This window comes from Arcticibacter eurypsychrophilus (assembly GCF_001730525.1).
Taxonomy (GTDB): domain Bacteria; phylum Bacteroidota; class Bacteroidia; order Sphingobacteriales; family Sphingobacteriaceae; genus Arcticibacter; species Arcticibacter eurypsychrophilus.
Genome location: NZ_MDFN01000008.1, coordinates 118,623 through 131,427, shown reverse-complemented (window position 1 = coordinate 131,427; position 12,805 = coordinate 118,623). Strand labels below are relative to the sequence as shown.

Annotated in this window: 5 protein-coding genes; 4 read left to right on the top strand and 1 reads right to left on the bottom strand. The window is 38.8% G+C overall.

From position 1 onward, the window contains the following. The first annotated feature begins 261 nt into the window (after positions 1 to 261). The 3 genes from BFL47_RS06265 to BFL47_RS06255 all read left to right on the top strand — a co-directional run bounded on the left by BFL47_RS06265 (position 262) and on the right by BFL47_RS06255 (position 4,743). Positions 262 to 1,620: a 3-keto-disaccharide hydrolase gene (locus BFL47_RS06265; RefSeq protein WP_069658949.1), complete on the top strand. Its 1,359-nt coding sequence runs from the start codon at positions 262 to 264 to the stop codon at positions 1,618 to 1,620. A gap of 10 nt (positions 1,621 to 1,630) precedes the next feature. Further along, on the top strand, positions 1,631 to 2,989 hold the full coding sequence (locus BFL47_RS06260) for a Gfo/Idh/MocA family protein (RefSeq protein ID WP_069658948.1): 1,359 nt from the start codon (positions 1,631 to 1,633) through the stop codon (positions 2,987 to 2,989). A gap of 224 nt (positions 2,990 to 3,213) precedes the next feature. Then, positions 3,214 to 4,743: a glucuronyl esterase domain-containing protein gene (locus BFL47_RS06255; RefSeq protein ID WP_069658947.1), complete on the top strand. Its 1,530-nt coding sequence runs from the start codon at positions 3,214 to 3,216 to the stop codon at positions 4,741 to 4,743. 33 nt (positions 4,744 to 4,776) lie between these two features. Here BFL47_RS06255 and BFL47_RS06250 read toward each other — a convergent pair whose 3' ends face one another. Next, the gene (locus BFL47_RS06250; RefSeq protein WP_069658946.1) at positions 4,777 to 8,928 is read right to left on the bottom strand and encodes a hybrid sensor histidine kinase/response regulator transcription factor; all 4,152 of its coding nucleotides are present in this window, start codon (positions 8,926 to 8,928) and stop codon (positions 4,777 to 4,779) included. Between the two features lie 715 nt (positions 8,929 to 9,643). Here BFL47_RS06250 and BFL47_RS06245 point away from each other — a divergent pair. Continuing rightward, positions 9,644 to 12,802, top strand: a complete 3,159-nt coding sequence (locus tag BFL47_RS06245; protein ID WP_069658945.1) for a SusC/RagA family TonB-linked outer membrane protein — start codon at positions 9,644 to 9,646, stop codon at positions 12,800 to 12,802. The last annotated feature ends 3 nt before the right edge of the window (positions 12,803 to 12,805 follow it).

The window sequence follows — 12,805 nt, the reverse complement described above, 5'->3', positions numbered from 1 at the left end:
GGAAGGTACAGATATGTAAAATTAAAACTCGTTTAACGTATAAATTTTAAAAATAATATTTTAAACAATAGTATCCTGAATATTTTCAATACATCGCCTATATATGGCTTGTCTAGATGGATCCTTTTAGTAAAAACCAGGTTACATTTTGCCCTTCGCATAGCATATTGTCTTTTTGTGCCATAATGTTTTAACTTAGCAGTATAACTATTCAATTTCTTTTTTGCATTTAGTAAACTAATTATATAAACCATAAATAGAATGCTCAGGACACTAACTATTATTGCTGCACTATTTTTTGCAGTTACACTTGAAGCGCAAACCGCCAAAAGCGGATGGCACAATCTTATTGAAGGTAAAAGCCTAAAAGGCTGGAAGCAGCTTAATGGTAAAGCAAAATATGAAGTAATTAACAGCGAAATTATTGGTACGACAGTAAGTGGCGAACCAAATTCCTTTTTAGCCACTGCTAATGATTATGGAGATTTTATCCTTGAGTTGGAATTGCTAGTTGATAACTCAATGAATTCAGGGATTCAATTCCGAAGTTTAAGTACACCCGAATACAACAATGGCAGAGTGCATGGCTATCAAATGGAAGTTGATCCTTCCAGCAGGGCCTGGAGTGGGGGAATCTATGATGAAGCCCGAAGAGGCTGGCTTTATCAGTTAGACATCAATCCTACTGCGAAAACGGCTTTCAAGAAAGGTGAATGGAATAAGTATCGTATTGAATGTATTGGAAATACGCTTAGAACCTGGATTAATGGCATCCCAACCGCCCATGTGATTGATGACGTCACCGCAAAAGGCTTTATTGCTTTACAGGTTCATGCAATAGGTAAAGATGATGTTCCAGGTAAAAAGATCCATTGGCGCAATATTCGGATCAAAACCAGCAATCTAACACCATCGCCTTACGATGCTATCGCTGTAGTGAATTTAGTGCAAAATATTCTTTCCCCACAGGAAAAAAGCAACGGCTATACCCTTCTTTGGGATGGAAAGACCACTTCAGGTTGGAGAGGAGCATATAGACCGGCTTTTCCTCAAAAAGGCTGGGAGTTAAAAGATGGAATTCTAAGTGTGGTAAAATCCGGAGGTGCAGAATCAACCAATGGAGGCGACGTGGTAACGAATAATGAGTTCAGTGCCTTTGAATTAAAGTTTGATTTTAAGTTAACGGAAGGAGCTAATAGTGGTATCAAGTATTTTGTGACTGAATTAGAAGGAAATAAGGGATCTGCAATAGGGTTAGAATACCAGATATTGGATGATGAAAAACATCCTGATGCTAAACTTGGAAGAGATGGAAACCGCACATTAGCTTCTTTATATGATCTGATGACTGCAAACAAAGTTCCAGCTTCTGTAAAAAAGATAGGTGAATGGAATCAGGGGATTATACGGGTATACCCGGACAATAAAGTGGAGCATTGGTTAAATGGATATCTGGTATTGCAGTATGAACGCGGTTCTAAGCAGTTTTTAGACTTGGTTACTATTAGTAAATATAAAGATTGGCCCAACTTTGGGATGGCACAAAAGGGAAGAATCCTCTTGCAGGACCACGGTGATGCGGTATCATTCAAAAGTATTAAGATTAAAAACTTAAATTAAACGGATCATCATGGATCAAACAAGACGAACATTTATTAAACAATCAGTTGTTGCAACGGCAGGTGTTTATTTAGGTACTATGGGTGTAAGTGCTAAAAGTTACGGAAGAATAATAGGTGCTAATGATCGGGTACAGGTTGCAGCGGTAGGCTTTTCAGATCGATTCAAGAATTCATTGTTTCCGTCATTCCTTAATCATAACAAAGAATTGAACTTTGATTTGGTGGCTGTTTCTGATATTTGGAAGCTTCGAAGAGAAGAGGGCCAGTCCTTTTTGAAAGAAAAAATGGGCCATGATATTAAGGCTTACCGGAACAATGATGAGTTATATAACAGCAAAGGGTTGGATGCGGTTATCATTGGTACAGCTGACTTTCAGCATGCTTTACATGCTATTGAAGCTGTTGAGGCCCACTGCGATGCCTATGTAGAAAAGCCTTTTGCCGAAACAATGGAGGATAATAGAGCCGCTTTAAAGGCAGTTAAAGCAACAAACCGGATTGTACAAATAGGTTCTCAAAGAAGAAGCGGTACAAATTATCAAGCAGCAGAACAATTTATTAAGGCAGGGAAGTTTGGTGATATTACCATGGTCGAACTTTCCTGGAATGTCAATCAACCAGGCAGGTGGAGACGCCCTGATCTGGTTGCTCAATGTAAGGAAACCGATACAGATTGGAAACGGTTTTTAATGAACCGACCTTATGAGGAATGGGATCCCCGGAAATATCTGGAGTATCGTTTATTTTGGCCTTATTCATCAGGATTGCCGGGTCAGTGGATGTCTCACCAAATTGATACCGTACACTGGTTTACGGGTTTAAAACATCCCCGAAGTGTGGTAGCAAACGGAGGGATCTATAAATGGAAAGATGGACGGAGGAACTGGGATACCACTACCGCCGTATTTGACTATGGTAAAGAAGAGGATCCTGAAAATGGATTCCAGGTGACCTTTAGTTCAAGAATGCATAATGGAGATGAAAGACCAGCAGAAATTTATTATTCCAATGGGGGCGAATTGAACCTGATTACGAATGCAATTTCTCCGAGGGGAGGATTAACGGAGCAGATGGCGTCAGCAATGGGGATGAAAGCGAATCTGCTTCCGGAGATCAATTTGACCGAAACAGTAGAGAAAGCGGTTGCTTCAGCTAATACGGGAGCCGATGTGCTAACATCCAATCATATGCGAAACTGGATGGAATGCATCCGAAGCAGGAAACAACCGAATGCACCTGTTGAAGCCGGCTATTATCATTCCATAGCAAACATCATGACTAATGCTGCAGTACGAACCGGAGCGAAGGCAACCTTTGATTCTAAAAATCAGGAAGTTGTAGCTAATGGTTTGGTATTCAAATATTAGGGCTAATTGGAGTGCTATATCATTTGCCGGAATATTTGGTTTACTAATATGATATTTTAAAAACAGGATGTTCTTGGTGCTTAAAATAAAATCAGCTCAGATAAGAGGCATGCTCGGATAACCATAGCGGTTAAATAAGTTATAATAAATAATTCTCTTAGCGTTTGCCTTTTCGAACTGATAAGATATAATTAATCATACCCTAACCCTGAAATCCAGTGAAAATGAAAAGTGTTATCTTCTTTTTTTTACTTATTATATCTGGAGCGGTAAACGCTCAAAATAACGTTCCGGTGAATTTTACAGCGGATCAGGATCATCAGAACATGATGAAGCAGCTAGGCATTAAAACTTTGCGTAATGGCCCAAGTGGCGATGAATCAGCACCAAATCATGCCAACTACGACGAAGCGTTAGCTAATCCTTATCCTGACCTGCCTGAGGCGCTTACCCTAAAGAATGGTAAAAAGGTAACCACTGCGGATATGTGGTGGAAGCAACGCCGACCAGAAATCGTAGAAGATATGGAACGTGAGGTTTACGGGCGCATTCCATCTGTAGTCCCTCAGGTAACCTGGACTGTTAAAGTCACAGATAAGGAACGTGTAGGATTTTACCCTGTAATCGCTAAAGAGCTTATTGGCCATGTAGATAACACAGCTTACCCGCTTATTGATGTCAATATTGAAATGACGTTAGTAGTTCCCGCCAATGCAAAAGGGCCGGTACCTGTGTTGATAATGTTTGGCCGAAGTGTGCTTCCTGCACCAGCTCAACCCATGCCTGCCGATCTGGAAAAGATCAACAAGGCTATCAAGCGATTGCTTAGTATAGAAAATTCTGAATTGAAAACCGTTTTTGAGCAGTATCCGGCCTATAACCCTGTGCCTGAACAGTCACCGTTTGGTCCTGGTGGTTTTCCTATAATTAAAGGCGATCCCCCAACAGCCATGCAGCTCATAGCGAATGGATGGGGTTATGTTCTAATTGATCCGGCTTCTATACAGGCTGATAATGCCGAGGGGCTAGCTAAGGGAATCATTGGTCTAGTGAATAAGGGTCAACCCCGTAAACCGGATGATTGGGGTGCTTTACGTGCATGGTCATGGGGAGCTGCCCGAGCACTGGATTATCTAGAAACCGAATCTTCGGTAGATGCCAAACATGTAGGTATTGAAGGGGTTTCCCGATATGGTAAGGCTGCGTTGGTAACGCTGGCCTTCGAGCAACGATTTGCTATGGGCCTGATAGGCTCTTCCGGAGAAGGCGGAGCTAAACTACACCGTCGTAATTTTGGTGAAGCTGTTGAAAGTCTAACTGGAGGTGGATATTATTGGATGGCCGGAAATTTCATGAAATACGGTGCCTCTGATGCTGTTTTCGGGCCTAAAACAGCCAAAGATCTTCCTGTTGATGCCCATGAGTTAATTGCCTTATGCGCCCCACGGCTCACTTTTATAAGCTATGGTATTCCTGAACAGGGCGATGCCAAGTGGCTTGATCAGCAGGGTAGCTATATGGCTACCGTAGCTGCAGGCCCGGTATTTAAGCTGCTTGGCGCAAAAGACTTAGGCGTTATAAATAATTATAAAACGGAGAAGATGCCTGCGGTCAATACTGGCTTACTTGATGGAAAGCTTGCCTGGCGACAACATGATGGCGGTCATACCGATGCCCCTAACGTAAAGTACTTCATTGCATGGGTCAATAAACTCATGAATGATAGTAAAGAAGTGCCACAAAAAAGTAAATAAAGTATAACCTTTAACATAGACAAGGGTACTTATTTATCTCTGCTTTCTTAAATTCATATATTGTGAAGGGAGCATGTTATATTTGGCTTTAAATGCTTTAGCGAAGTAATTAGGCATATTAAAGCCAACCATATAACATATCTGAGCAATGTTCAGGTCCGAATTTTCAAGAAGTAGTCTGGCCTTTTCCAGCCTGACAGACCTTATATACTCAACAGGCGTCTCCCCTGTTAAATTCAGTATTTTTCGGTATAATGAGCTTCGCCCCATATTTAAATGTTTGCTCAAGTCCTCCACAGATAGTTGTGGATTAGTAAGCTTATCTTCAATATAACTAACTACGGTGTTTATGAATTTTATATCTCCTGATTCTATCTCAATTTCTTGTGGCTGTAGTTTTATCTGTTTAGTAAAAGTATTCTTAAAAGTTTCCTGCATAGTCAGAAGGTTCTTGATTTTTGACAATAGTATCTCAAAATCGAAGGGTTTAGTCAGATAGTCATTGGCACCTGTTTTTAATCCTCTTAATTCCCCTTCTTTACCAGTTATAGCAGTTAATAAGATAATTGGGATATGGCTAGTGCGTTTGTCTGATTTAATTTTTCTGCATAAGTCAATTCCATTCATCAATGGCATACTTATATCACTTACTATCAAATGTGGGTGCAGTGAAAGCGCTTTTTGCCATCCCTCTTTTCCATTCTCTGCTTCCGAAACTTTAAAGAACGGCTTTAAGTTATCTTTCAAATAAAAGCGAAGGTCGTAGTTGTCCTCAACGAGTAAAATATGAGGCATCTCCACGCCACCCATAGGGGAATCAGCCAGTAAATGTTCTTGTTCAATTATTTCATCAAAATTGTTGGTTTCTACCGAAGTCTTTTCAACAAAATCAAGTATGTCTTCAGCAATAAAAGGTAAGCGTATTGTAAAGCAGCTACCTTTTCCAGGTTCGCTTTGCACCTGGATATGCCCATCGTGCACTTTAACAAATTCCTTTGTAATAGATAAACCGATGCCGCTACCCTGGTTAAGTATTGCAGGATCTACCTCAGCTTGAAAAAAGCGATCAAATATTTTGTCTTGTTTATCCTTCGCTATGCCTATACCTGTATCGATAACCTTGATAGTAAGCCAAATAAAGCCAGTAGTTTTATCGTATTCATCATTTACTTTTACGCTTACATGCCCTCCTTCAGTCGTAAATTTAAATGCATTTGAGAGTAGGTTGAAAAGTATCCTTTCTATTTTATCGTGGTCAAATGCCGTATATAACCATTCGGTATCGCTTAGAAAATCAAGCAATATTCCTTTCTTTTCTGCAATGTCTAAAAATGATTCAGTTACTTCTTTAATGAATGAGATAATTTCTCCTTTAGATTTAGCCAATTTTAATTCCTGTTCTTCCAATTTGCGAAAATCAAGTAACTGGTTTACAAGGTTAAGCAACCGCCTGGCGTTACGATGAACCATATTGAGCTGGTTGACATCGTCGGGACTATTGTGTTTATTAAGCATTTTATCAACAGGTCCTAAAATCAAAGAGATAGGAGTGCGGAATTCATGACTTATGTTGGTAAGGAACTTAATTTTTGAAAGATCCATTTCTCGCAATCTTTCGGCTTCTTTGTGTTCGTTCAAAAGCAACTGCTTGGCCTCTTGCCGCTCTTGATCAAGCGCATATTTTCTTTTTATCTTTCTGATGCCACGATGTCTGATAAATAACAATAGGGAAATTGCCACCGCTAAATAAAAAAGGTAGGCATAAAGGGTACGCCAATAGGGGGGCTTAATAATTATTTTTATAGAGGCTCCTTGCTCGTTCCAAATGCCATCATTATTTGATGCTTTTACTCTAAAAATATACTCCCCTGGATCAAGGTTAGTATAAGATGCGGTATTTTCCGTATGTACATAATTCCATGTTTTGTCAAAACCTTCAAGCATGTAGGCATATTGATTTTGCTGCGGAGTTGTATAATTCAATGCAACATATTCGATAGTAAAGCTTTGTTTATAGCCTATCGTCAATTCGTGAGCAAATGAGATCTGGGCTTTTAAGAGAGAATCTTCACCTCCCGGTACAATTGATCTATTGGCGATCTTTAAATCGGTAATTAGTACAGCCGGAATGTTTTTGTTGCTGGTTAAATTTTTAGGATTAAAATAATTGAAGCCATTAAGGCCGCCAAAATAGATCTCTCCTGTTGCTGTTTTCTTGCCGGAACCTTGTACGAACTCATTATTTTGCGAACCGTTATAATTCGAATAATTTTTAAACCTTTTCGTTTGGGTGTTAAATCTACTTATTCCTTTGTTTGTGCTAACCCATATCAGTCCCTGATCGTCTTCTATTATTTTATGCACGACATTGTTTGCAAGGCCTTCTTTAAGTGAATAAGAGATAAACTTTCCAGAATTTTTATCTAATAGGCACAAACCTGCTCCAATAGTGCCTGCCCAAATATTCCCTTTCTTATCTTCGAGAATCGATAGAATGACATCTGCAGGTAGGGTATTACTCGATTTTCGATAGTACTTATAAACTCGGGTTGTAGGATCAAAGACTGTAATCCCCGCACCATAAGTACCTATCCAAATACGTCCGTAAATATCTTCTTCCAGAGCTCGTACAAAGTTGCTTGAAATACTTTTCTCATCGTTTGCAGTAATATATTTGGTTATTACTTTGTTTTTTTGATCGTAAACATTAGCTCCACCACCGTTAGTACCTATCCATATTTTGCCTTTGCTGTCTTCCATTATAGAGAAAATATCATTGTCATTCAGATCGTAAGGTGTGGTGCCTTTTTTCAGCTGCTTATATCTTTCAGTAGCTGGATTAAATACAAAAATGCCATTTAAATAAGTGCCAATCCATAATTGGTTGCTTTTGCTCATTTCCAATGCAAGTATTGCAAGTCCTGTAGATGAGCTCTTATTTAACGGATCAATCATGATATGACGGAATAAACCTGTTTTATGGTTGAAACGGTTAAGGCCTCCGCCATCAGTACCAATAAACAAATCGCCGCTCTCGTCTTCAGCAAACGATGATACTACAGGGGCGCTCAATCCGTACGGGTCATTACCGTTACTTGTTTTAAGGTTAAAAAATGTTAGATTTTTATCATACTTGTTTAGGCCTCCTTGGTACGTGCCAAGCCAGTAGATACCCTGTTTATCAATTAATATACTGCGTATCGATTTACTAGTTAAGCTATATTTATTCCTGCTATTCGGCTTTATCCGTTGAACCAAACCACTATGAATATCCATAATATTCAATCCGTCTTCTGTGCCTAGCCACAGCCTCCCATTCCCCTCGTCTGCAATTGCATAAATAATATCACTGCTTAATGATTTTGGATCGTCTGTATGTTTGAATGCTTTGAAATTATTCTTATCTGGCAAAAGCAGGTTAAGTCCGCCACCAAGGGTGCCTATCCAAATATTGCCTGCTTGATCTTCGGCAATTGTTTGAATATAATTATCACTTAAGCTGATTGGATTCGCCGGATTATGAACATACGTTATGAATTTATTTGTTTTTCGGTTATATAGATTCAAACCAGCATCAGTGCCTACCCATAAATTATGCTTACTATCCTCAAATACACAGATTACATTTTTGCTGCTTAGTTTGGATGGGTCGCCTGCTCCTCCCATAAAGCGAGTAACGGCTTTTGTTTTTGGGTTTATCCTATTCAGACCACCATAAGTACCCACCCATATCTGCCCTAAGTAATCACTGCTTATCGATGTTACCGCTTTACTGCTTAATTGGTTTTCACCGCCTTCTGCAGGGAGACTGGTAAATGAATTTGTAAGATAGTTGTATATACTTACGGAACCTCCATTTGTGCCAATCCAAATTCTACCCTGCTTATCTTCATCCAGTGCTGTTATTTCATTAGCCTGCAGTGTGTTCTTGTTCCCTGGCTCATTACGATAAACAGTGAAAGTTGTCCCGTCAAACTTATTAAGCCCATCATCGGTCGCCATCCACATCAGTCCATGCCTGTCCTTTAATATGGCATGTATGGTACTGGATGAAAGTCCTTCATTCGGGTAAGTGAAATTGATATTAGTTTGGGCATAACTATACTTTATACACCAAATCAGCAGAAATAATAGGACTGAATTTTTATTAACCTGTGTTTTCTGCCGAATAGGATAAGCTAGCATTTAGGGTATAATTGAAACGGTTTGTTTGTTTATAAAATTAACAATAATTAATTGTGCTGCGAACTGATATCATGAAATGTTAAAATTAATCTGCAGTTAACAAATCGAATGATATAATACGGGTTTTAAACAATTTGTTTACTGTTAGGTATTTATAGTTTATCCGAATTTTTAAATCACTTAAGAGCAGCCTAAAAGCAATGCTAGATGAACATTTATATCCTCTTTTGACACAAATGAAGCGCTGTTGTTGATTTTATTCAACGCATTTTTACATACGCCAATAAGTAAGATTGTTTTTAAATGATTCTTTTCTAAATACTATCTATAGAAGTATAAGCAACAAGCGATGTTCACTTTAAATTAAAAGGAAGGAGGATAATTGTAATGAATAAAAAACTACATAATTAATTAATGACAGTAAGGTATGAAATGCCAGGAGCGTTTCTTAAAGAATTTTATTACCCAAAAAACAAAATTGAACAACCAATCGTTTCTTTTTTTACAAACGCGCCAATTGTAATTAATTATTAAAATATATTCATGTAAATAATATACATGAATGAATGTGTCTCGAAACTGTACAAAAAAAAATGCGTAGGTAAGATTGCAAGAACTAGTCAACTGGGAAATTGCCAACGTTGTCTACAAAGGATAATTAAAACCAATATTACAACAATACAATATACCAATTACGATCAATAAATAAATTATTATGGGAAATTTACGAATAGCCGTATTGTTATTCTTGATTTTGTTCACTATGCGGAGCATAGCACAAACAGGGAGTACAATAATCAGAGGAACAATATCAGATGATGAGGGTATAACTTTGCCGGGCGTCAATGTATCTGTAAAAGATATGAGGGTGAATGCGATATCCAATTCCGATGGTAAATTTACAATTACGGTCCCATCGAATGGGAAAACTTTAATCTTTTCATTCGTTGGGATGGAAAAGCAGGTAGTCAACATTAATGGTAAAACAGTTATTAATGTGACTTTACATTCCTCAACTACAGCACTAACTGATGTTACTGTGGTTGCCATCGGTTATGGAAGCCAAAGCAGAGGAAACTTAGCAGGAGCCATATCCTCAGTCAAGGCGGCAGATATTGCCAATATTCCCCAGGTAAGCGTTGATCAATTACTTCAGGGCAAGGCATCAGGTATTACTATTACACAAAATTCAGGTGGTCCCGGTAGTGCTACATCAGTTCATATTCGTGGTATTACTTCTCTAACTCTTTCTAACGAACCTTTGTATATTATTGATGGTATTCCCGTTTCAGGAGATGCAGGTAATAGGACAACTAGTGGCCGGTCGCAGCAGTTATCTCCCAACAATGGGGAGTCTGGAGTCAGTCCATTATCTTTTTTGAATCCAAGTGATATCGAGTCCATTGATGTTTTAAAAGATGCATCAGCCACCGCCATTTACGGTAGTAGAGGATCTAATGGGGTAATTATTATTACAACCAAAAAAGGAAAAGCTGGTAATTTTCGTGTCGGCTATGACGGGTATTACGGTATCCAGCAGCAGGGTAGGACCTTGCCTATGTTAAACCTGAAACAATATGCAAGTCTGCAAAATGCGCTAGCTGATATTATAGGTATTTCTCGAAGAGGTGAGTTTGCCAACCCTGAGTTTTTAGGTGAAGGTACAAACTGGCAAGACGAAATTTTTAAAACTGCTGCTCAACAAAGCCATCAGATGAGCTTTTCGGGAGCTAAAGACAACACTGACTACTATATTTCTACTGGTATTGTTAATCAAGACGGAACGGTTTTGGGGAATGATTATAAAAGGTACAACGTCCGCACTAACGTAAATTCCCAGCTTAAACCCTGGTTAAAAGTTGGTGGAACGACTTCAGGAAGCTACAGTTTTCAAAACACCTCATTGAGTAATAATACAGGTATTATATATACAGCACTTTTGAGTGCCCCTGATCAGGTTGTTTATAATGCAGATGGAACCTATGCAGGACCTCAAGCTGACCAGATTGGTGGCCAGAATAACCCGGTAGAACAGGCTTTGCGCATTACAAATAATTTAGCTCGTTATAACTTTAACGGTGGGTTATACGCTGATTTAAAGTTGTCAAAAGATCTAACATTACGTTCCGAAGCAAATGGCGATCTTAATTTCAGCGCTGCCAAATTGTTTAGACCAACCTATAACAATGGTCCCCGCTTCGTTAACCTAACCGCGTCTTTGTCGGAATACAGTAGTAATTCAGTTTACTGGACCTGGAAAGAATACCTGACTTACACACATACTTTTGCTGAAAAACATGCTCTTCAAGTTACAGCAGGTCATGAATTAATTAATATCAATTATAAGGACAACTCGGCAGGCATTCAGAATTTCTTAAGCAATGATTTGCAGTCACTAAGCTTAGGTGATGCTAAGACAGCAACCGTAGGTGAATTTATAGGGCCAACAGATGTTTTAGAATCAGCTTTCGCCAGAGGAATCTATACACTTAATAACCGATATAATTTTACTGCAACTTTTAGGGCTGACCGGTCTTCTAAATTTGCACAAGGAAATCAAACGGGTTATTTCCCTTCTTTTGGTGCTTACTGGCGCCTGTCAGAGGAACCTTTCTGGAAAAATATAAAAGGTGTTGCTGATAATGTAAAATTAAGATTGGGTTATGGTCAAACCGGAAATCAAGCTGTTCCGAATTACTTGTATGGATCTGCTTTAAATGCGGTCATTACAGGTCAGGGTACAGGTTTTGGCATTGACAAGATTGCTAATCCTAACTTAACATGGGAGACAGCAATTCAAACTAATGTCGGATTAGACTTTTCGTTATTTAACGGGCGCATCGAATCATCGGTAGATTTCTGGAAGAAAAGCTCTAAAAACTTCCTTTTTCAAGCCGCATTGCCTGCATTTCTTTTAGGACAAACAGCTGAATATTCAGGTACTGGGGTTATTAGCCCACCGTATGTGAATGGGGGCGAACTTAAAGCCAATGGAATTGATCTTTCTATTAATACCAAAAATATTGCAAACACTAATTTTAGGTGGAACACATCTATAGTGGCTAGTCATTATGAAAATGAAGTTGCCTCACTTTACACTGGTGTGCCATTTATCAGTCAAAATGTAACAACCAGTTTCCTTGCTCTTCCGGTTACCCGAACACAAGTAGGAACCTCTGTCGGCGAGTTTTTTGGATATAAAGTAAAAGACATATTCAGGGACGCAGATCAGTTGCGCAATGCCCCAATCCAATTTGGCCGACCTGTACAAACTGGTAGCGGAGGAACGTTTCTGGGCGATGTACAGTATGAGGATATAAATAACGACGGAATAATCGATGCTAACGACCAAACCTTCATTGGTAATCCGAATCCTAAATTCACATATGGAATAACCAATAATTTCTCTTACAAGGCTTTTGATTTATCAGTATTTTTAAATGGGTCTTATGGTGCAAAGATATTTAATGTTTTAAATTACCAAATAGCAGGATTAGGAAGTCTATATCAAAATCAAGTGGCTTATGTGGCAAGCTTCTGGACGCCAACAAATCCTACCTCCAATGTTCCCAGGCCGGTGTCTGGCGACAACCCTAACTTGTTAAACTCTGACCGTTTTATTGAGAGTGGATCTTTTCTACGTATTCAAAACGTAAGCCTCGGATATACACTGCCAGCAGCAATAGCAAAAAAGGCAAAGCTTGAAAGGGTACGCATATACGCAAGTGGTCAAAATCTTTATGTGTTTACACCTTATAAAGGTCTTGATCCAGAGATTGGCTCTGTTAATCAAAATGTATTCCTAACAAATGTCGATTTAGGTAGATTCCCCATACCTAGAACCTTAATATTTGGTATTAATGCATCATTTTAATTT

What these genes read in the sequence shown, in the direction of transcription:
- BFL47_RS06265 (WP_069658949.1), top strand. Translation starts at nt 262, where the DNA reads ATGCTCAGGACACTAACTATTATTGCTGCACTATTTTTTGCAGTTACA.
- BFL47_RS06260 (WP_069658948.1), top strand. Translation starts at nt 1,631, where the DNA reads ATGGATCAAACAAGACGAACATTTATTAAACAATCAGTTGTTGCAACG.
- BFL47_RS06250 (WP_069658946.1), bottom strand. Translation starts at nt 8,928, where the DNA reads ATGCTAGCTTATCCTATTCGGCAGAAAACACAGGTTAATAAAAATTCA.
- BFL47_RS06255 (WP_069658947.1), top strand. Translation starts at nt 3,214, where the DNA reads ATGAAAAGTGTTATCTTCTTTTTTTTACTTATTATATCTGGAGCGGTA.
- BFL47_RS06245 (WP_069658945.1), top strand. Translation starts at nt 9,644, where the DNA reads ATGGGAAATTTACGAATAGCCGTATTGTTATTCTTGATTTTGTTCACT.